Origin of the sequence: Ferrovibrio sp., assembly GCF_046297895.1 — a bacterium.
Lineage (GTDB): Bacteria > Pseudomonadota > Alphaproteobacteria > Ferrovibrionales > Ferrovibrionaceae > Ferrovibrio.
Genome location: NZ_JBKBHC010000002.1, coordinates 290,641 through 310,973 on the forward strand (window position 1 = coordinate 290,641; position 20,333 = coordinate 310,973).

Consider the following 20,333-nt stretch of genomic DNA (forward strand, 5'->3'; position numbering starts at 1 on the left):
GCCGGCGCGCCGTTATTGCCGCGCCGGTTCCTTCACCTTCCACAGCAGCACGAAGCCGACGGCGAGAAAGACCAGCACGATCGCCGCACCCACCCGCTGGGTGTTGAAGATCGGCGTCGCCAGGCCAATCAGCAGCGGCGCCAGAAACGTGGTGGCGCGGCCCGAAAGCGCAAAGATGCCGAAGAACTCGCCTACCATGTCGGGCGGCGACAGCCTTGCCACCAGCGTACGGCTGGCGGATTGCACCGATCCGAAGCCGATGCCGAGCAGGATCGCGCTGGCAAAGAAAACCTTCTCGCCGGCGGAACCGAACAATCCGTCACCGGCCGCTTTCGGCACCACGTCAACGACGAACAGCACCTTGTCGGCCGTGATGGACAGGATCCCAAGAGTGCCAAGAGCGAGCGAAAGGATGGCGAACTGGATGGCGCGTTTGGAACCGATCCGGCCTTCCAGCGCGCCGCCGACGATCACGGCCGGTATCGCGACCATGTTGATGAGGATGCCGAATATGCCGAGTTCGGTTGTGCCCCAGCCGAAAATCCCCGCAGCATAGATGCCGCCGAAACCGATCACGGTGACGACGCCGTCATAGTAGATCATGTAGGCAATCAGGAAGCGCAGCAGGTTTCCATATTGCCGCATGTGGCGGATGGTGTTGATCACGCGGCCGATGCCGGCCTTGACCACCTGGCCGAACGGCAGCCCGGAGCCGGGATGATCCGGCGTGAACAGAAACATCGGCAGCACGAACACGGCGAGCCAGACGGCAGCCGCGGGCCCGATGATGCGCTCGGCCTCGAAACTGTCGCGTTTCAGGCCCAGCAGCGCCTCGCCCTCGGGTGGCTTGATGCCGACCAGTTCGGGCTGCGACACGATCAGCACGGCGAACAGGGCCATCAAGCCCCCGGCATATCCCATGCCCCAGCCCAGACCGCTGAGCCGACCGAGATGGCGCGGCGCCTCCAGTGTCGGCAGCAGCGCATTGTTGAACATGATCGAATATTCGGCGGCGATGTAGGCGACGATGAATCCCGCGATCACCAGCGGCAGGACTTGCATCTGGCCGGGCTGCGCCAGCCACAGCAGCATGCAGGCAAGCCCCAGCAGCACCTGGAACAGCAGAAGCCAGGGTTTGCGGCGGCCGCCGGCATCGGCGATGGCGCCCAGGAAGGGCGCGCCGATCGCCACCACGGCCGCCGAGAAGGCAACCGTGAAGCCCCACAACGATTGCCCTTCAACCGAATCGCCGATCACCTTGCTGGTGAAATAGGGGACGAAGATGAAGGTGGTGATGACGGTAAAATAGGGCTGGTTGGCCCAGTCGAACATCGCCCAGGACAATCGCGCCAGCCAGGAGGCGGGCGTTTTCTGCTGCGTGTCCGCGCCTTGCACCGGATTTGCCATCGATGATCTGCCGCCAGCAGGCGGCCGCCCCCCGCTTTGACTGTTTATTCGGCATCCTAGTCTGCTTCTTTGACGCCGCACCACCTGAATTATCGCTACAGCCCGGACATGACGCCCGCATGACCGCCGCAGGGGGCACGTCGCGGATTCGCGCGTCAGCCGCGGCCGTCGGAGTGCAGGTGATGGTTGCAGAAAAGCAAGGACCCACCCTCACCTGCAATGGTCCGAATGGTCCATTCATGGCCGCGAGGCGTCGTGGCCTCTGCGCAAGCCTGTACCGTTCCGCGCAGACAGATGCCCCTTTTCGCGCCAGCCCATTTTCCGCGCGACATGGTCTTGCCAAATCCGGTCATACGATGACAAACTATTTTCAGTGCGCGGTTCCTCACACCGAGGAGCGCATGATCCAACGGGGAGATTATCGAATGTCTTACAAGACGTGGCTTTGTGCCGCCGTTATGGGCGGCGCGCTGGTGGCCGGTGCGCAGGGTGCGGCGCTGGCCCAGACCAAGTGGGATCTGCCGGGCGCCTATCCGGCGGGCAACTTCCATACCAAGAACATGGTGCAGTTCGCCGAGGATGTGAAAAAGCTGTCCGGCGGCAAGCTGGAGATCACCGTGCATCCGGGCGCCTCGCTGTTCAAGGCCCCAGAGATCAAGCGCGCGGTGCAGACCGGCCAGGTCCAGATCGGCGAAGTTCTCATGGTCAACATTGAGAACGAAATTCCGATCTTCGGCGCCGACGGCGTGCCCTTCCTCGCGACCAGTTTCGATGCCGCCGCCAAGCTGTGGGCCGCGCAGAAGCCGCTGATCGAGAAGAAGCTGGCCGACCAGGGCATGACCGCGCTGTATGCCGTGCCGTGGCCGCCGCAGGGCATCTATTCCAAGAAGGACATCAACAAGATCGAGGACCTGAAGGGCGTCAAGTGGCGCGCCTACAGCCCGGCCACCTCGCGCATCGCCGAACTGGTGCAGGCCCAGCCGGTGACCATCCAGGTCGCCGAACTGGCGCAGGCGCTGGCCACCGGCGTGGTCGACACCATGATGACCTCGGGCGCGACCGGCCGCGATTCCAAGGTCTGGGAAAGTCTGACCCATTATTATGATACCCAGGCCTGGATCCCGAAGAACCTGGTCTTCGTGAACAACGATGCGTTCAAGAAGCTGGATGCCGCCACCCAGAAGGCGGTGAAGGACGCCGCTGCCGCCGCCGAGAAGCGTGGCTGGGAGACGTCGAAGGTCGAGACCGAGTCGGCCAAGGCCGACCTGGCGAAGAACGGCATGAAGGTGCAGCCGCCGAGCGCCGAACTGAAGGCCGGCCTGGAGAAGGTGGGCGCCACCATGATCGAGGAATGGATCAAGAAGACCGGCGCCGATGGCAAGACCATCGTCGACAACTACAGGAAGATGTAAATCCCAGCCGGGCGGGCCTGAAAAACCCGCCCGGCGCATTTCTGCCAACGCGTTTTCCCTGCCATCGAGTCCTTCATGCGCTCTCCGCTCGAACCGCTCTACCGCGCCAGCCTCTGGCTGGCTGGCCTGTTCATGATCGCGCTGCTGGCGACGATCATCCTCAGCATCCTCGGCCGCCAGTTCAACTTCTATATCCGCGGCATCGACTCCTATGCCGGATACTTCATGGCGGCGGCCTCCTTCCTCGCCCTGGCCGGCACGCTGGCGAAGGGCGACCATATCCGCGTGACGCTGGTGATCAGCCGCTTCGCCGGCAAGTCCCGCCGCGGGCTGGAGCTCTTTTGCCTCGCCCTCGCCGTGCTGATCAGCGGCGCCTTCGCCTTCTACAGCGTGAAGATGGCCTGGTGGTCCTACAAGTTCAACGACATCAGCACCGCCAACGATGCGACGCCGCTGTGGATTCCGCAGCTTGCCATGGCGCTCGGCACGGTGATCTTCTGCATCGCTTTCGTCGAGGAACTCGTCCTCGTCCTGCGCGGCAAAAAGCTTGACGGCCAGTCGAGCGAAATCTCCCACACTGAATAACAAGGCCGCTCCATGGACCAGATCGTCATTGCCGGCTTCCTGATTGCCGCCCTCTTCGTCCTGTTCGCCGCCGGCCTGTGGATCGGGCTCGGCCTGCTGGCCTGCGGCTGGCTGGCCATGGCCCTGTTCACCTCGCGCCCGGTGGGCGATGCCATGGTCACCACCATCTGGGGCGCCAGCTCGAGCTGGACGCTGACCGCCCTGCCGATGTTCATCTGGATGGGCGAAATCCTGTTCCGCACCAAGTTGTCGGAAGACATGTTCCGCGGCCTGGCGCCGTGGATGACGCGCATTCCTGGCCGTCTGCTGCACACCAACGTGATCGGCTGCACCATCTTCGCCGCCGTGTCCGGTTCGTCTGCGGCCACTTGCGCCACCATCGGCAAGATGAGCATCCCGGAACTGCGCGCACGCAAATATCCCGAAGACCTGGTGATCGGTACGCTGGCCGGCGCCGGCACGCTGGGCCTGTTGATCCCACCCTCGCTGATCATGATCGTCTATGGCGTGGCCACCGACGTCTCGATCTCGAAACTGTTCATCGGCGGTGTATTGCCCGGCATCATGCTGGCCGCTTTGTTCATGGGCTATATCATCGTCTGGGCATTGCTGAACCCGGGCCGGATTCCCAAGCCGACGGAACAATACAGCTTTCGGCAGAAAGTCTGGGCCTCGCGCCACCTGCTGCCCACGGTCGGCCTGATCATCGCCGTGCTGGGTTCGATCTACACCGGCATCGCCACGGCCACCGAGGCCGCCGGCCTGGGCGTGGTCGGCGCGCTGATCGTGGCCAAGGCGCAGGGCACGTTGACGTGGAAGACCTTCGCCGAAAGCCTGCTGGGCGCGACGCGCCTGAGCTGCATGATCGCCCTGATCCTGGCCGGTGCCGCTTTCCTCACACTGGCCATGGGATTCACCGGCCTGCCGCGCCATCTGGCCGACTGGATCGACAAGATGGACCTGAGCGCCGGCGCGCTGATCGTCGTGCTGATGGTGTTCTACATCATCCTGGGCTGCTTCCTGGACGGCATCTCGATGGTCGTGCTGACCATGGCCATCGTGCTGCCAATGATCGAACGCGTCGGCATCGATCTGGTCTGGTTCGGCATATTCCTGGTTCTGGTGGTGGAGATGGCGCAGATCACGCCGCCGGTCGGCTTCAACCTGTTCGTGCTGCAGGGCATGACCGGGCACCAGATCACCTACATCGCCAGGACAGCCCTTCCGCTGTTCCTGCTGATGTGCGTGGCGGTGGCCCTGATCTATTTCGTGCCCGGATTGGTCACCTGGCTGCCGAATCAGATGATCGGCGGCGCCAAGTGAGCCAGGCAATGCTGCCGATTACCCGCTTCCCCGGCATGGCGCCGGGCCGCAGCCGCGCGGTTGCCTACGGCAACCTGGTCTTCACCGTGGCCGTGGCCGATACGGCCGAGCAGGACATGCGCAAACAGACGCAGGAAACGCTGGCCAAGATAGACCGGCATCTGGCCGAGGCCGGCACCGACAAGTCCCGCCTGCTGTCGGTGACGGTATACATAGCCGACATGGCCCAGAAGGCGGTTATGAACGATGTCTGGCTCGGCTGGGTCGACCGTGCCAACGAGCCGCAGCGCGCCTGCATCGGCGCCACGCTGGAATATCCGCATATGATCGAGATCGTCGCGGTCGCCGCGACGAAAGACTGACGCGCCGGCCTGGAATCTGGACCTAGAAACTCGGTGGCGTGCAGGCGCTGATCACCTCGCAGGGTTCCTTGCCCAGGTTGCGGAAACGGTGTGGCTGCGCGCTTTCGAAATAATAGGCGTCGCCCGGTCCCAGCACGCGGGCCTGCCCGGATACCGTCACCTCGATGCGGCCGCGGATCACCACGCCGCCCTCCTCGCCCTCGTGCCGCAGCATGACGCGGCCGGTATCGGCACCGGGCGCGTAACGCTCGACCAGGATCTGCAGGGCCCGTCCGCTCAGGTCGGCGCCGACCTGGCGGTAGCTGATCTTGCCTTTGCCCACCTCGGCCAGTTCGTCGGCGGTATAGAAGGCCTTGCGCGGCGCCGGCTGGCCTTCCATGGCGAAGAATTCCGCGAGGCTCATCGGCAGGCCGTCCAGCACCCGCTTCAGGGCGCCGACAGAGGGATTCATCTGGTTGGACTCGATCAGCGAAATGGTGGCATTGGTGACGCCGGCCCGGCGGGCCAGTTCGCGCTGGGAGATCTTGCGGGCCAGCCGCGCGCTTTTCAGCCGGGCGCCGATGTCGATTTCGGGGGTCATGCCGCTGCCGCCTGTTTGCTTGTTAAATATAGTGAACACTCTGGCGGCAAGCGGCAGCAGAATCAACCGGTTGCCGAAGGCAAGAAAAGCGTTGTTTCGGCATCCCGAACTCCCCGATTATCGGCGGAGCCATACCCCCGTGCCAATCGGAGACCTCGATGTCCGCCAATCCCGCCGCCGTGCCCAACGACCTTGAATCCTGGTGGATGCCCTTCACCGCCAACCGCCAGTTCAAGGCCAAGCCGCGCCTGCTGGTGGGCGCCAAGGACATGCATTACACCACCCATGATGGCCGCCAGGTGATCGATGGCTCTGCCGGGCTGTGGTGCGTGAATGCGGGCCATTGCCGCCAGCCGATCGTGGACGCGATCAAGAAGCAGGCCGAGGAGATGGACTTCGCGCCCACCTTTCAGATGGGCCACCCCAAAGCCTTCGAATTTGCCGCCCGTCTGGCCCATCTGGCGCCGGGCGACCTGAACCACGTCTTCTTCGCCAATTCCGGCTCCGAGGCCGTGGATACCGCGCTGAAAATCGCCATCGCCTATCACCGCGCGCGCGGCGAGGGCGCCCGCACCCGCCTGATCGGTCGCGAGCGCGGCTATCACGGCGTGGGCTTCGGCGGCATCAGCGTCGGCGGCATTGTCTCGAACCGCAAGGTATTCGGGCCCATGCTGGCCGGCGTGGACCATCTGCCGCATACCCACAGCCTGAAGGACATGGCCTTTTCCAAGGGCCAGCCCGACTGGGGCGCGCATCTGGCCGACGATCTGGAACGCATCGTTGCCCTGCACGATGCCAGCACCATTGCCGCCGTGATCGTCGAGCCGGTGGCCGGTTCGACCGGCGTGCTGGTACCGCCGAAAGGCTACCTGCAGAAGCTGCGGCAGATCTGCGACAAGCACGGCATATTGCTGATCTTCGACGAGGTGATCTGCGGCTTCGGGCGCACGGGGGCCGCCTTCGGTGCCGATACCTTCGGCGTGATCCCCGACATGATGACCGTGGCCAAGGGCCTGACCAATGCCGCCGTGCCGGCCGCCGCTGTTTTCACGCGCAAGCATGTGCATGAGGCTTTCATGCAGGGGCCGGAGCACATGATCGAACTGTTCCACGGCTATACCTACTCGGCCCATGCGCTCGCCTGCGCCGCCGGCATCGCCACCCTGGACCTCTATCGCGACGAAGGCATTTTCGAGAATGCCAAGGCGCTGTCGCCGTACTGGGAAGACGCCGTGCATAGCCTGAAGGGCGTGAAGAACATCATCGATATCCGCAATATCGGCATCATGGCCGGCATCGAACTGGCGCCGCGCGAGGATGGTGCGGGCAAGCGCGGCTACGAGGTTTTCGTGAAGGCCTATGAGAAGGGCCTGATGGCGCGCCTGACCGGCGACACCATCGCCCTGTCGCCGCCGCTGATCCTCAAGAAGCAGCATATCGACGACATCTTCGGCATCCTGAAGGACGCCATCCAGAGCGTGAACTGACCCGCAGCCCGGTCACGCCGCCACGGAAAAGCCCGGCCCAGAATCCTGGGCCGGGCTTCCTTGCATCTGCGGCCTGTTTGCGCGTCAGCCCGGCAGCTGCTGGTCGTATTCCCGGTTCAGGCGATCAAGGATGGTCCAGAAGCTCTGCACCGGCCGGCCGTTCAGCCGGTCGATCAGGGCCGCGACATGGACATGCCAGCCGGCCGAGACGCTCAGCATGTCGCCACGGCTGGCCAGCCGGCGATGGGTCAGCACCAGCAGCACATCCTTGCCGCGCGGCGTGAGTTCGAAGGTCACTTCCGAACTGGCGCCGCATCCGGCCTCGCCGCCATCCACGGGCTCGCCCCAGGTCATGGCCAGCAGACGCGGTGGATCGAGCTGGGTGATGCGGCCGCCATGGGCAATCGCCCCGGTGTATTTCTGAAAGCGCTCGGGCACCGGTTCGCCTTTCGGTGCGAGGTCTCCGTTGCGGAATTCCAGTGCCACGCGCCCCCCGACGCGCAGGTCCATGGTCCCTGCCGCCAGCCAGGTAGCGCGCTTCTGCGGGTCGGTGATGTACTGCCAGACGCGGTCAATGGGTCCCGGCAGCAGGCGCTGAAACCGTACCGCGCCCGATTCGAGCACCGTTCCGTATGAGTCGTTGTCGATCACATGCTTCATGGAGAGATCGTTCATCGCTTGCTTCCTTTCGCTTTCCCCTTGGCCGGGGCCGGCTTGCGCAACTCTTCTTCCAGGGCATCCAGCCGCGGCGCCCAGAAACGGCGCACACGGTCGAGCCAGGCATCGATCTCGGCCAGGCCCTCGGGGTTGAGTTCATAAATGCGCCGCTGGCCATCGACGCGCACCCGTACCAGCCCGGCCTCGCGCAGGACTTTCAGGTGCTGTGACACGGCCGGCGCGGAGATCGCGAAGCCCTCCGCGATCTCGCCGGCGGCGCGCTCGCCGCGGCCGAGCAGTTCGACGATCTGACGGCGGGTGGGATCGGCCAGGGCGGTGAAATGTTCCATGGCTCTTAATTTAATATAATACTTAATTAAGTCAATACTTATTTATATGGAAAAATGGCTGCATGCCGCCCCGCCTTGGGGTTTCAGGCCTTTTTCTGGACCGCCCCAGCTTCCTGCAGCACCTCATTGGCCGCCTTGAAAGCATCGAGACCGGCGGGAATGCCGCAGTAGATCGTGGCGTGCAACAGCACCTCCTTGATCTCGTCGACGCTGACGCCGTTGTTCAGCGCGCCCCGCACATGCAGCTTGATTTCCGGCGCCCGGTTCAGGGCAGTGAGCATCGCGAGGTTCAGCATGCTGCGCGTCTTGCGGTCCAGCCCCGGCCTGTCCCAACCATAGCCCCAGCACCATTCGGTGGTGATGTGCTGAAATGCCATCATGAACTCGTTGGCATTGGCAAGCGAAGCATCGACATACTCCCTGCCCAGCACCTCGCGGCGCACCTTCAGCCCGGCCTCGAACAGCGCCTTGGTTTCGTCTTCCTTTGCCATATCCTCATGCTCCTTCTGCTAGCCGCGCGCCAGCCGGCGGTCGACGAAGTCGAGCCTGTCCTGGCCCCAGAAGATTTCGCCATCGACCACATAGGATGGTGCGCCGAACACATTGGCGTCGATCGCCTGCCTGGTGCCCCGGCCATATTCGGCCTTGACCACCTCTTCTTCCGCGGCCGCAAAAAGCCGCGTCGGATCGAGACCACATTCTGTGACGATTTCTTCCAGCACATCGGGATCGGAGATGTTGCGATCCTCGGCCCAGACGGCGCGCATAACGGCATGCGCCAGCGCCACGGCATCGGCGCCGGATTCGCGCGCCGCGATCACCAGTCGCGCGGCCAGCGCTTCGTCAATCGGGAAGAATGAAGGCTGCAGATTGAGCGGCATGCCAAGATATTCGCGCCAACGCTTCAGTTCGACAATGCGATAGGCCTGCCGCTGCGGCGCCCGCTTGGCCAGCGGCAGGCCGCCGCTGACTGGAAAAACCTCCGCGGCAGCCATCGGAATGATCCGTATCGCGGCACCGTGGCGCTTGGCGATTTCGGCAAATCGCTGCGAACCGAGATAGGCCCAGGGCGATGCCAGGAATACGTAATAATCGATCTGCTTCGCCATTCTGTCCTCCGGTCGTTATTGCAGGCCGCGCAGCCGCTGGAACTGCTTCAGCGCATATGAGTCGGTCATGCCGCTGATGAAATCAGTCACACTCAGCAGCCAGCGGTAACGATCGGCCGACGGTGCCGGCACGAGCGGCATCAATCGAAGCAGCGCATGCTGTCGCGGACTGATCGTGGAGAGCGCGCCGCTGCGTTCCAGCGCCAGATGGGCGTCACAAAAGGCCGTCAGCAGGCTGGTCAGAATCTCGCCGCCCATCACCTCGGTCTGGAAACGCTCGCGGGTCTGAAAGATGCGGCTGCGGGTGAAGGCGGCAATCTCGGCCAGCTGCGGCGCCATCGCCGACTGCCCCATCAGATCGCCGTCAAATCCGCCACGCAGTATGGCATCCTCGTTATCGCAGAATACGCCGACCGCCTGATCGATCAGGTCGCCAATCACCTTGGCGCGCAGATAGGCGATCTTCCAGGTCTCGTCGTCGATTTCCTTATAGCGCGGCGGCCGGCGGCGCAGCAGGCCCAGCAGCCGCTCTTCCGCCTCGGCAAAGCTGATGCGGCCGAGCTTGAAGCCGTCTTCGATGTCAACCACCGAATAACAGATGTCGTCTGCCGCCTCGACCAGATATGTGAGCGGATGGCGGGCATAACGATCCACACCCAGGCGTTCGAGGCCGACGGTATCGGCCATTTCGTCAAACAACTCCGTCTCGGCCGCGAAATGGCCGAATTTTCCCTTGGCCGGATCGGCGGCCAGACTGCCGAAGGGATATTTCATGAAGGTGGCCAGCGTGGCGCAGGTGAGCCGCAGGCCGCCGGCATCGCGCCAATTCTGCAGTCGCGTCATCACGCGGAAGCCCTGGGCATTGCCCTCGAAATGCAGAAAGTCGCGGCGCTGTTGCTCGGCCAGCGGGGCAATCAGCTCGGCACCCGGGCCGCTGCGGAACCAGTGCTGGATGGTGGCCTCGCCGAAATGGCCGAAGGGCGGATTGCCGATATCGTGACCGATACAGGCTGCCGCGACGATATGGCCGAATTCGGCGGCGGTGATATTCTTCAGGCCGCCGCCATCCCGCTTCAGCACTGTCTCGCCGACTTGAGCGCCAAGCGAACGACCAACGGAAGAGACTTCCAGCGAATGGGTCAGACGGTTGCGCACATAGTCGCTCTCGGGAAGCGAGTGGACCTGGGTTTTATCCTGCAACCTGCGGAAGGCGGAACAGAAGACCACACGATCCCAGTCCTTCTGGAACGGATTGCGCGACGGACTGACCGGCTCGGCGCCACGATGACCGAGCCTCTGGGCAGACAGCAGACGGGACCATTGCATCGTCATGCCCGCACTGTGAAGAGATTGATTTTCGCTTTCAAGAGCCTGCCTGCAACAAAGCCGACCATGACGGGCAATGGAAGTTTTGATTGCATCAGGCGCGCTCTAGATAGGAAGATCGAGACAACGTGGATTCAGAGCTGGTTCTTCATGGTCATTCCGACGATTGCCGTCCTTGCGGCCGCTGCCCCCCTGATCGTCGCGCTGGCCTGCCTGTTCGCCTACCGGAAACTGGGGGGTGGCCGGCATCTGCTGTTCTGGGCCATCGCCCATGCCGGCCTGCCGATCCCCTTCTTCATCGTCGGGTTCTCGGACTGGCCGGGCGAACCCGGCCTCGCGCTGAAAATTGTCGCGGTGGGCACCATCTTGCTGTCGGCCGTGATGCTGGCCAGCGGCATTCGCGTCCAGACCGGTCGGGGCGACCGGCTGGAAGTCGCGCTGGCGGTCGCTGTCGCGCTTACGGTCTGTACGCTGCTGGTTCAGCATATCACCGGTTTCACCTTTGCAGTGCCAACCGTGGTCGGCGCGATCTGCCTGTTGTATGCCGGCGCCCTGCTGATGATCCACCGGCAGACGCTGCTCTATTTCCTGACCGGGGGCGTATTGCTCGCGCGTGGCTGCATGGCTGTCTATTACGCCGCCAGTTTAAGTGAGCTGGGCGCCGAGCTGAATGGACCGCTGGCCGGTTCGATTTTCGCCAATCTACTGACCGGGCTCGGACTGATGCTGATCGAGTTCGACAATGCCCGGCAGCGCGAGCACAGCACGCGCGAGGACGAGCAGGAGACCCGCAAGTTCCTGCAGACCCTGATGGATGCCATGCCGGCGACCATGACCTACAAGGATAGCCACCTGCGTTATCGCCTGGCCAACCGTGCGGTACGCGAACTGCTCAAGCCCTTCAATACCGATCCAATCGGCAAGACATGGGCCGAGATTGCAGGACATGAAGCCGCCGCCGTGGTGGAACAGCAGGACAGGGCCATCATGGCCAGCGGCGAGCCCTTGCACATGGAGCAGGGCTGGACCGGTCCTGACGGCAAGCCGATCATCGTATGGGCCCTGAAGGTGCCGCTGAAGGAAGCCGATGGCCGCGTGATCGGCATCATCACCTGCGGCGTCGACATCACGCGCCTGAAGGAAACCGAGGCGCAGCTGATCGAGCAGCGCGAGGCGGCGGAAACCGCCAGCCGGGCCAAGACGGCATTCCTCGCCAACATGAGCCACGAATTACGCACGCCGCTGAACGCCATCATCGGATTCGCCGAGATGATGGCCGTCGGCTATACCGGGCCGCTGACGCCGCGCCAGCAGGATTATGCCGTCAATATCCGGCAGTCGGGCGAGCACCTGCTCCGCCTGGTCAACGACATCCTCGATCTCTCGCGGCTGGAGAATGGCCGACTCGAACTCAGCATCGCGAGCTGCGATTTCGACGCACTGGCCCATCGCGCCCTGGCCATGGTGGAGCCGCAGGCCCGCGAGGCCGGCATCCGGCTTGCCTTCACCCCGGCGCGGCTGAAAATCCGCGCCGACGAGCGCGCGCTGGTACAGATCATGGTCAACCTTCTGGGCAACGCGGTGAAATTCAACCGCCCCGAGGGTAGTGTCAGCCTGCGCGCCGAAGAAAAGGATGGGGTGCTGTGCGTACTGGTCGAGGATACCGGAATCGGCATGAGCGATGCCGAAAGCCACGCCGCGACACAGCCATTCCATCGCATCGATGCCTATCGGGCCAGGGCCAATAGCGGTGCCGGGCTGGGCCTTTCGATCTGTCGCAGTCTGGTTGAATTGCATGGCGGCCGCCTGGAGATTCATAGCCGCCCCGGCGCCGGTACCCGCGTCGAGGTCCTGCTGCCGGCCTGAGGACCGGAACCGGACGAATCCGCGCAAAATTTTCGCGGGCCTCTTGTCATGTCGTTGGCGGCGGCCTCTACTTTGGACAATGACATGACATCGTCCGGGGAGGACAGCATGATGCACCGCCGCACCTTTCTCCGCTCCACCGTCTATGGCGCTGCCGCAATCGGACTGATGCCCGGCCTGCCGGGAGTGGCTCGGGCACAGTCGATAGACACCCTCAAGCTGTTCGTGCCGGCCAATCCGGGCGGCGGCTGGGATCAGACCGCGCGGTCGATCGAACTGGCGCTTAAGCAGGCCAACCTGATCAAGGGCGCGCAGGTGACCAATGTAGGCGGCGCAGGCGGTGCCGTCGGCCTGCCGCAATTCGTCAACCAGTGGAAAGGCCAGGGCAACGCCCTGATGGTTGCCGGCATGGTGATGGTTGGTGCCCTGATCGCCAACAAGTCGCCGGTGAAACTGTCGCAGGTAACGCCGATCGCGCGCCTGACCGGCGAATTCCAGGTCGTGGTCGTGCCGGCGGCCTCGCCGATCAAGTCGATGGCCGACCTGGTCGCCGCCTTCAAGGCCGATCCGGCCAAGGTGTCGTGGGCCGGCGGCTCGGCCGGCGGATCCGACCATATTCTGGCCGGCATGATCGCCAAGGCGGCCGGCGCCGATCCGAAGAAGGTGTCCTATGTGGCCTATTCGGGCGGCGGCCCGGCCCTGGCGGCCCTGCTGGGCAACCAGGTGACCTGCGGCATCTCGGGTTATGGCGAATTCGGTGAACAGGTGAAGGCCGGCAAGCTGCGCGCCCTGGCGATCTCGGCCGACAAGCGCCAACCCGGCATCGACGTGCCCACCATCAAGGAGCAGGGCCTGGATGTCGAGTTGTTCAACTGGCGCGGCGTGTTCGCGCCACCCGGCGTGAAGGATGCCGACCGCGCCGCCATGATCGACCTGATGACCAAGCTGAATGCCAGCCCGGCCTGGGCGGAGCAGCTCAAGGCCCGCGACTGGACCGGGATTTTCCTCGCTGGCGACGCCTATGCCAAATACATCGAACAGGAAAACGCCCGCATCGAGGCGATCCTGAAGGATATCGGCCTGGCATAAGGCAGCATAGCAGTGACGCGCCTGCGCAGACCTGAAGCGCTCGTCGCCCTCGGCGTGATCGGACTGGGCATGCTGGCCCTGTTCGAAACCACGCGGATTCCGGTCTCGCCGATGTATGCGCGCGTCGGGCCAACCGTGATGGCCTATGCCGCCAGCGCCCTGCTGATCGGACTGGGCGCGGCGCTGCTGGCACAGGCCTGGCGCGGCCAATGGGAAAGCGAGCCCGAGGCGGCCGCCGCGCCGCTTAATCTGCGGGCCGCCGGCTGGCTGCTGCTGGGATTGGCCCTGAATGCGGGCCTGATTGCCCCGCTGGGCTTCGTGCCAGCCTCGATTCTGCTGTTCGCCTGCACTGCCCGCGCCTTCGGCAGCCGCAAACCGCTGCGCGATATCATCGTGGGCGCAGTCTTTGCCGCCATTGCCTATTTCGGTTTTGCGCGGTTGCTGGGCATCAATATTGGCGCCGGAGTCATGGAAGGCTGGATCTGACATGGAAACCCTGGGCCTGCTGGCCGATGGCTTCTCGGTCGCCCTGCAACCGGCGAACCTGCTCTGGGCCGTGCTTGGCGTGACGCTTGGTACGGCCGTGGGCGTGCTGCCGGGTCTCGGGCCTGCACTGACCATTGCGCTGCTGCTGCCGATTACATTCCATGTGCCGGCCACGGCCGCCTTCATCCTGTTCGCCGGAATCTACTACGGCGCCATGTATGGCGGCAGCACCACGTCGATCCTGCTCAATACGCCGGGCGAAAGCGCCACGATCATCACGGCCCTGGAAGGCCATAAGATGGCACGCAAGGGACGCGCCGCAGCCGCTCTGGCCACGGCTGCCATCGGCAGTTTTGTCGCGGGCACCCTCGGCACGCTGGGCATCACCTTCCTGGCACCGCCGCTGGTCGACTTCGCCCTGCAGTTCGGACCGGCCGATTATTTCGCGCTGATGATGCTTGCCTTCGTGGCGGTGTCGGCCGTACTGGGCAGTTCGGTGCTGCGCGGCCTCACCTCCCTTGCCTTCGGCATCCTGCTCGGCCTGATCGGCATCGACCTGCAGACCGGCCAGCCGCGTTTCACCCTCGGCCTTCCCGAACTGCTGGATGGCATCAACGTGATCGTGGTGGCTGTCGGCCTGTTTGCCGTCGGCGAGACGCTGTATCTGGCCAGCCGGCCGCTGGGCCAGGCCACATTGACGCCGCTCAAGGGACGCGCATGGATGACGCGCGAGGACTGGCGGCGATCATGGAAACCCTGGCTGCGCGGTTCGGCCATCGGCTTTCCGTTCGGCGCCCTGCCCGCCGGTGGCGCCGAGGTTCCTACCTTCGTCAGCTACTTTGTCGAACGGAAACTCTCCAAACATCCCGAGGAATTCGGCCAGGGCGCCATCGAGGGCGTTGCCGGACCGGAAGCGGCCAACAATGCCTCGGCGGCGGGTGTGCTGGTGCCGATGCTGGCGCTTGGTCTGCCAACATCTGCCACCGCGGCAATCATCCTGTCGGCTTTCCAGTCCTACGGTATCAATCCCGGGCCGCTGTTGCTGCAGAATCAGCCCGAGCTGGTCTGGGGCCTGATCGCATCGCTGTATGTCGGCAACGTGATGCTGCTGGTGCTGAACCTGCCCCTGGCCGGATTATGGGCGAAGATTCTCGCAATCCCCGCGCCATGGCTATATGGCGGCATTCTCGTCTTCGCCACCATCGGCACCTATGGCATCAGCCAGTCGCCGGTGGACCTGATCCTGCTGTATCTTATCGGCGGCGTGGGTTACCTGATGCGCCGTTTCGATTTCCCGGTTGCGCCGACCGTGATCGGCATGATCCTGGGTCCCTATGCAGAGCAGGAATTTCGCCGCGCGCTCACCATCTCGGGCGGCGATTTCAGCGTCTTCGCAACGCGCCCGCTGAGCGCGACGCTGCTGGTCCTGGCGCTGGCGCTGCTGCTTCTGCCCCTGGTGCTGCGCCGCCGGGGTTGAGAACGGCGGACCGGTTAATGGCGGGAAAGTGACCGAATCGCGTCACGCGCGAATCGTGACTCCCATCACTGAAAACCCGGCGTCAGGCTTCTATATATAATTCACAGGAGCGGATGATGTTGCAGCGTTGTCCCTTCCTTTTTCCTCCCCCAACGATCCCCCCTCGAGGGGCGGCCTCCCCCCGGTCGCCCCTCTCTTTTTTGGTTTCGATGCAATGCCCGCATGGCTTGTCTTCACGCCATGCATGGGCGATGAAACTGGCATGAAACCCAAACCCCATTCGGTCCCGGACGGCTTCAAGATCCTGCCGCCGGTTTCCCCCTTCTTCCGCACCCTTGGCAAAGTGTATGTGCTGGAGCGCCCCGGGCAACCGCCGGTCTATGGCCTGCATGTACGGCCCAAACACGCCAACCGGCATGGCACCGGGCATGGCGGGTTCCTCGCCACCTTGGCCGACACCTTCATGGCCGCCTTCGTCCATGATCAGCGCCGTGAGATCGGCACGATGTGGACCATCCGCCTGGGCATGGAATACAAGCGGCCCGCCCCGATGGGGGCCTGGCTGGAATGCCATCTGGCCGAGATCCGGCGCGAGGGCAACTTCGTCACCGTGGAATGCGTGCTGCAGACCGGGCCGGCCGGGAACCCGGTAATCACCAACAAGGCCACCGCGGTGTTCAAGGTGACCGATCGCGAACCGGCCTGACGGACCGGGACTACTGGCCGTTCGGCGGCAATGCCGCTGGCGGCGGCGCGGCCGATACGATCCGGCAGGTCAGGCTGCGTCCGCTGGCTTCGTCCAGGCGGATTTCCTCGCCACGGCGCTCGGCGCCCCAGCCGGCGCCGAAATAGTCGTATCGCGCCCCGGGCGGCTGGCGCATCAGCGTGACCGGCGGCCGGTCGCGGGTCTCGACCACCAGCCGGTCCTCTGCCGCCCCCAGCACCGCATGCAGGGTGTCGCTGCAGCGAAAGACGATCTCGCCGCCGGCTCCGGCCAGGCGGCGGGCCTCTGCCGAGGGAACGGATTCCGGCACTGAAGCGATTGAAAAGCTGGTCGACCGCCGGCTTTCCTGCCAGGCCGGGCGGGCGACGGCCAGCCGCTCCAGCGCCACCTTGGCCTGAAGCTGTGCCGACCGGATTTCAGCCTCAGTGGGTTCGGTTTCGATGCCGTCTACCGTCTTGTGTCCGTCGCGGAACCGGCCGTCGGCGAACGACAGGCTGAGCTCGACCCGGCGGAAGCCGTCCATCGAGCCGGCCTGGCCGCCGCGCCGGCGGCCATGCTCGCCGTAATGCATCAACTCGCCGTTATGGAAGCTGAACACCACATTGGCGCTGCCGAAATCGCCATACCGGCGCCACTCGGCGATGCGTTCCGGCTTGCCGTCCTTGATGGCGGCCTCCCAGTCGGCGGTTGTGTCCCCCGCGCTGTAGCTGCCGCGCACGATTGTGGCACCGGCGGCGACATCCTCGGTTTCGTCAGGCTGCTGCGGCGCGGCGCCCGGGGCCTGGGCAAGGGATGCTGGCGCGACTGACAAGCCCAGCAAAACCGACAGCAGGACCAAGCCGGCCCGCCAAGGCAAAATCCCGGTTCCGATGGCAGTTAAATGCATCATGTCCGGCATTTTGCCGCGGGAAAACGGCAGGAATCAGGCAACGGCATTGCTTAAAGCCCTGGGGATCCGCCGGAGAAATTCCGCGAATCGGGAATGGTGTAATTTTACCGCACCGCAGCGATCCGCGCTGCGGGAATCGGGGAATAATCAATTTGTAAGTCGATCTGCTTCTAAATTTCCGCAAGAATAGTCAGGCACTCAATGGGAGACACAGTTGTATAAAGCCGCGATCATGGCGATGGCGATTCTGGCCCTGCCGGCCGGTCAGGCCGTGGCGCAGAAGGCCGACCCATCGGCCTTGCAGATCGTGGCGCCGCCCCGGCCGCCCTACATCTTCGACGAAGGCGGCATCGCCAGCGGTCCGGCTGTGGAACTGGTACAGCATCTGGCACGCAGCATCGACAGCAATCCCACGGTGCGACTGCTGCCGTTCCAGCGTGCGGTACTTGCGCTTGACCGGGGCAACACGCTGTATCCGGCCCTGCTGCGCACCCCGCAGCGGGAAAAGCGCTATATCTGGATCGGAGAGGTCTTTGCCGACCGGGCGGTCTTTTTCACCCGTCGCGAAACCCCGACCGTCAACGTTCTCGATGCCGCCCGCACCCTGCCGGTGATCGGCGTCATGCGCGGGTCCGAGCTGCAGTACATCCTGCAGTCGCTCGGCCTCGAGCAGATCGAGGCGAATGCCAGCGAAAACGACAATGCCCGCCTGTTGCAGGCCGGGCGGATCGAAAGCTGGTTCGCCCTGGAGGCCGTGGGCCGTGCGACCTGGCGCGGACTGGATTTCAATCCGGTCGATCTGCGCTCCGGCGAACCCTTCGCCCTGCTGTCGTTCTGGATCGCCGCTTCGGCCAACCTGCCGCCAGACACGGTGGCAAAGCTGCGCACCGCGTATCGCGCCATGCGTTCTGATGGCCGCTACCAGCGGATCATCGCGCCGCTGGCGGCCCTGACCGCGCCGTCGTGATGCCGATTAGCGCAATCCATAGAGCATGAAAAAGGCCGGGATCGCTCCCGGCCTTTTCGTTAGCAGAGTCCTCGGGCGTCTCAGTCGGCCTGGGCCGCTTCGCCTTCCTCGGCTTTCGGCTTGTTGGAAAGGTCCTCGCCGGTGGCCTGGTCGACCACCTTCATCGAGAGGCGAACCTTGCCGCGCTCGTCGATGCCCAGAACCTTGACGCGCACTTCCTGGCCTTCCGATACCACATCGCTCGGCTTGTTGACGCGCTTGGGCGCCATTTCCGAAACGTGGACGAGACCGTCGCGGCTGCCGAAGAAGTTCACGAAGGCGCCAAAATCGACGATCTTCACGACCTTGCCCTTGTAGATCATGCCGACCTCGGGTTCCGAGACGATCGACTTGATCCACTGCACGGCGGCATCGGCGGCGGCCGGATCGCTGGAGGCGATCTTGATCGTGCCATCATCCTCGATGTCGATCTTGGTGCCGGTCTTCTCGACGATCTCGCGGATCACCTTGCCGCCGGAACCGATCACTTCGCGAATCTTGTCCTTCGGCACGCTCATGGTGGTGATGCGCGGCGCATTGTCCTTCACGCCGGCACGGTTCTGCGAGATTGCCTTGGCCATTTCGCCCAGGATGTGGATACGGCCATGCTTGGCCTGATCCAGCGCGACACGCATGATCTCCTCGGTGATACCGGCGATCTTGATGTCCATCTGCAGCGAGGTGACGCCCTGTTCGGTACCGGCCACCTTGAAGTCCATGTCGCCGAGGTGGTCCTCGTCGCCAAGAATGTCGCTCAGCACGGCATAGCGCTCACCCTCGAGGATGAGGCCCATGGCGATGCCCGCCACCGGCGCCTTGAGCGGCACGCCGGCATCCATCAGCGCCAGCGAGCTGCCGCAGACGGTGGCCATCGAGGAGGAGCCGTTCGACTCGGTAATCTCCGACACGACACGGATCGTGTAGGGGAACTCCTCCTTGCTGGGCAGCAGCGGACGCACGGCGCGCCAGGCCAGCTTGCCATGGCCGATCTCGCGACGGCCGGGCGAACCCATGCGGCCGGCTTCGCCGACCGAGTAGGGCGGGAAGTTGTAATGCAGCATGAAGCTTTCGCGGTATTCGCCGTCCAGCGCGTCGATGATCTGCTCGTCGGTGCCGGTGCCCAGCGTGGTGACAACCAGCGCCTGGGTCTCGCCACGGGTGAACAGCGCGGCACCGTGGGCGCGCGGCAGAACGCCGATTTCCGAAACGATCGGGCGGACGGTCTTGGTGTCGCGACCGTCGATGCGCAGGCCGGTATCGAGGATGTTGAAGCGCACGACCTTGGCTTCCAGGTCCTTGAAGGCATCGGAAACATCGACCGGATTGGCCTCGCCCTCGGCGAACAGCGCCTTGGCCTTGGCTTTCACCTCGGCCACCTTGGCGTAGCGGGCCTGCTTGACTTTTTCCTGGTAGGCGACGCGCAGCTCGGCCTCGATGCCGGATTCCTCCAGCTTCTTCAGCGCGGCTTCGTAGCCGGCGCGCTCGGACAGCGGCATCGGCTCCTTGGCGGCGCGCTCCGCCAGGCCGATGATCGCCTCGATCACGGGCTGAAAACCCTTGTGACCATGCATCACGGCGCCGAGCATGACGTCTTCCGGCAACTGCTGGGCTTCCGATTCCACCATCAGCACGGCGTCGGCAGTGCCGGCGACGACGAGATCGAGCTTGGAATCGGCCATCTGCGACTTGGTCGGGTTCAGCACATATTCGCCGTTGATATAGGCAACGCGTGCGGCGCCGATCGGGCCCATGAAGGGAATGCCCGAAATGGTGAGCGCGGCCGAGGCGCCAACCATGGCGACGATATCGGGATCGTTCTCCATGTCGTGCGACAGAACGGTGGCGACCACCTGGGTCTCATTGCGGAAACCCTCGGCAAAGAGCGGGCGGATCGGGCGGTCGATCAGGCGGGAGACCAGCGTCTCCTTCTCGCTCGGACGGCCTTCGCGCTTGAAGAAGCCGCCGGGGATCTTGCCCGCAGCGAAGGTCTTCTCCTGGTAATTCACGGTGAGCGGGAAAAAGTCCTGCCCCGGCTTGGCCTGCTTCGCGGCAACGGCGGTGCACAGCACGATGGTGTCGCCATAGGTCACCATCACGGCGCCATCGGCCTGACGGGCGATCTTGCCGGTTTCGATCACGAGCTTGCGCCCGCCCCACATCAATTCGGTTTTGTGGATGTTGAACATATTGACCTTCTT

General features: G+C 64.2%; 20 protein-coding genes. 11 read left to right on the forward strand and 9 right to left on the reverse strand.

All coding sequences use genetic code 11. From position 1 onward, the window contains the following. Positions 1 to 12: 12 nt before the first annotated feature. Complete coding sequence (locus tag ACK4FK_RS03970) at positions 13 to 1,407, reverse strand: MFS transporter (RefSeq protein ID WP_409741422.1); 1,395 nt, start codon at positions 1,405 to 1,407, stop codon at positions 13 to 15. 425 nt (positions 1,408 to 1,832) lie between these two features. Between ACK4FK_RS03970 and ACK4FK_RS03975 the strand changes: the two genes are divergently transcribed. The 4 genes from ACK4FK_RS03975 to ACK4FK_RS03990 all read left to right on the forward strand — a co-directional run bounded on the left by ACK4FK_RS03975 (position 1,833) and on the right by ACK4FK_RS03990 (position 5,089). Further along, positions 1,833 to 2,819 carry a TRAP transporter substrate-binding protein gene (locus ACK4FK_RS03975; RefSeq protein WP_409741425.1) on the forward strand — a complete coding sequence of 329 codons (987 nt, stop codon included), beginning with the start codon at positions 1,833 to 1,835 and terminating at the stop codon, positions 2,817 to 2,819. Between the two features lie 75 nt (positions 2,820 to 2,894). Beyond that, the gene (locus ACK4FK_RS03980) at positions 2,895 to 3,404 is read left to right on the forward strand and encodes a TRAP transporter small permease (protein ID WP_409741427.1); all 510 of its coding nucleotides are present in this window, start codon (positions 2,895 to 2,897) and stop codon (positions 3,402 to 3,404) included. Positions 3,405 to 3,416: 12 nt separating this feature from the next. Beyond that, the gene (locus ACK4FK_RS03985) at positions 3,417 to 4,727 is read left to right on the forward strand and encodes a TRAP transporter large permease (RefSeq protein ID WP_409741429.1); all 1,311 of its coding nucleotides are present in this window, start codon (positions 3,417 to 3,419) and stop codon (positions 4,725 to 4,727) included. A gap of 8 nt (positions 4,728 to 4,735) precedes the next feature. Next, a complete protein-coding gene (locus ACK4FK_RS03990) occupies positions 4,736 to 5,089 on the forward strand; it encodes a RidA family protein (protein ID WP_409741432.1) in 354 nt (117 codons plus the stop codon). A gap of 22 nt (positions 5,090 to 5,111) precedes the next feature. On the opposite strand, the gene ACK4FK_RS03995 is transcribed toward ACK4FK_RS03990, so the two are convergent. Further along, the gene (locus ACK4FK_RS03995; RefSeq protein WP_409741434.1) at positions 5,112 to 5,669 is read right to left on the reverse strand and encodes a cupin domain-containing protein; all 558 of its coding nucleotides are present in this window, start codon (positions 5,667 to 5,669) and stop codon (positions 5,112 to 5,114) included. A gap of 158 nt (positions 5,670 to 5,827) precedes the next feature. On the opposite strand from ACK4FK_RS03995, the gene ACK4FK_RS04000 reads away from it, so the two are divergent. Then, a complete protein-coding gene (locus tag ACK4FK_RS04000; RefSeq protein WP_409741437.1) occupies positions 5,828 to 7,156 on the forward strand; it encodes an aspartate aminotransferase family protein in 1,329 nt (442 codons plus the stop codon). Positions 7,157 to 7,240: 84 nt separating this feature from the next. Here the strand turns inward: ACK4FK_RS04000 and ACK4FK_RS04005 are convergent, their stop codons facing one another. The 5 genes from ACK4FK_RS04005 to ACK4FK_RS04025 all read right to left on the reverse strand — a co-directional run bounded on the left by ACK4FK_RS04005 (position 7,241) and on the right by ACK4FK_RS04025 (position 10,598). After that, the gene (locus ACK4FK_RS04005) at positions 7,241 to 7,831 is read right to left on the reverse strand and encodes an SRPBCC family protein (protein WP_409741440.1); all 591 of its coding nucleotides are present in this window, start codon (positions 7,829 to 7,831) and stop codon (positions 7,241 to 7,243) included. Beyond that, positions 7,828 to 8,163, reverse strand: a complete 336-nt coding sequence (locus tag ACK4FK_RS04010; protein WP_409741442.1) for an ArsR/SmtB family transcription factor — start codon at positions 8,161 to 8,163, stop codon at positions 7,828 to 7,830. Before ACK4FK_RS04010 ends, ACK4FK_RS04005 begins: the two co-directional genes overlap by 4 nt. 83 nt (positions 8,164 to 8,246) lie before the next feature. Then, the gene (locus ACK4FK_RS04015; RefSeq protein WP_409741445.1) at positions 8,247 to 8,654 is read right to left on the reverse strand and encodes a carboxymuconolactone decarboxylase family protein; all 408 of its coding nucleotides are present in this window, start codon (positions 8,652 to 8,654) and stop codon (positions 8,247 to 8,249) included. Between the two features lie 18 nt (positions 8,655 to 8,672). Then, complete coding sequence (locus tag ACK4FK_RS04020) at positions 8,673 to 9,272, reverse strand: 2-hydroxychromene-2-carboxylate isomerase (RefSeq protein ID WP_409741448.1); 600 nt, start codon at positions 9,270 to 9,272, stop codon at positions 8,673 to 8,675. A 15-nt stretch (positions 9,273 to 9,287) separates the two neighbouring features. After that, positions 9,288 to 10,598, reverse strand: a complete 1,311-nt coding sequence (locus ACK4FK_RS04025; RefSeq protein ID WP_409741451.1) for a deoxyguanosinetriphosphate triphosphohydrolase — start codon at positions 10,596 to 10,598, stop codon at positions 9,288 to 9,290. A gap of 150 nt (positions 10,599 to 10,748) precedes the next feature. Between ACK4FK_RS04025 and ACK4FK_RS04030 the strand changes: the two genes are divergently transcribed. The 5 genes from ACK4FK_RS04030 (at position 10,749) to ACK4FK_RS04050 (ending at position 16,222) form a co-directional block, all read left to right on the forward strand. Further along, positions 10,749 to 12,464, forward strand: a complete 1,716-nt coding sequence (locus ACK4FK_RS04030) for an ATP-binding protein (protein ID WP_409741454.1) — start codon at positions 10,749 to 10,751, stop codon at positions 12,462 to 12,464. A 108-nt stretch (positions 12,465 to 12,572) separates the two neighbouring features. Then, positions 12,573 to 13,553, forward strand: a complete 981-nt coding sequence (locus tag ACK4FK_RS04035) for a Bug family tripartite tricarboxylate transporter substrate binding protein (RefSeq protein ID WP_409741456.1) — start codon at positions 12,573 to 12,575, stop codon at positions 13,551 to 13,553. Positions 13,554 to 13,565: 12 nt separating this feature from the next. After that, positions 13,566 to 14,039 (forward strand): tripartite tricarboxylate transporter TctB family protein, encoded by a 474-nt coding sequence (locus ACK4FK_RS04040; protein WP_409741459.1) that lies wholly within the window; start codon positions 13,566 to 13,568, stop codon positions 14,037 to 14,039. Position 14,040: 1 nt separating this feature from the next. Further along, positions 14,041 to 15,516, forward strand: a complete 1,476-nt coding sequence (locus tag ACK4FK_RS04045) for a tripartite tricarboxylate transporter permease (protein WP_409741462.1) — start codon at positions 14,041 to 14,043, stop codon at positions 15,514 to 15,516. A gap of 262 nt (positions 15,517 to 15,778) precedes the next feature. Further along, on the forward strand, positions 15,779 to 16,222 hold the full coding sequence (locus ACK4FK_RS04050) for a PaaI family thioesterase (protein ID WP_409741465.1): 444 nt from the start codon (positions 15,779 to 15,781) through the stop codon (positions 16,220 to 16,222). Between the two features lie 10 nt (positions 16,223 to 16,232). Here ACK4FK_RS04050 and ACK4FK_RS04055 read toward each other — a convergent pair whose 3' ends face one another. Further along, positions 16,233 to 17,078, reverse strand: a complete 846-nt coding sequence (locus ACK4FK_RS04055; protein ID WP_409741468.1) for a hypothetical protein — start codon at positions 17,076 to 17,078, stop codon at positions 16,233 to 16,235. 265 nt (positions 17,079 to 17,343) lie between these two features. Between ACK4FK_RS04055 and ACK4FK_RS04060 the strand changes: the two genes are divergently transcribed. Beyond that, entirely contained in the window at positions 17,344 to 18,096 is a 753-nt protein-coding gene (locus ACK4FK_RS04060) for a substrate-binding periplasmic protein (RefSeq protein ID WP_409741471.1), read from the forward strand. A gap of 80 nt (positions 18,097 to 18,176) precedes the next feature. Here the strand turns inward: ACK4FK_RS04060 and pnp are convergent, their stop codons facing one another. Then, positions 18,177 to 20,321, reverse strand: a complete 2,145-nt coding sequence (gene pnp / locus ACK4FK_RS04065) for a polyribonucleotide nucleotidyltransferase (RefSeq protein ID WP_409741474.1) — start codon at positions 20,319 to 20,321, stop codon at positions 18,177 to 18,179. Positions 20,322 to 20,333: the final 12 nt, after the last annotated feature.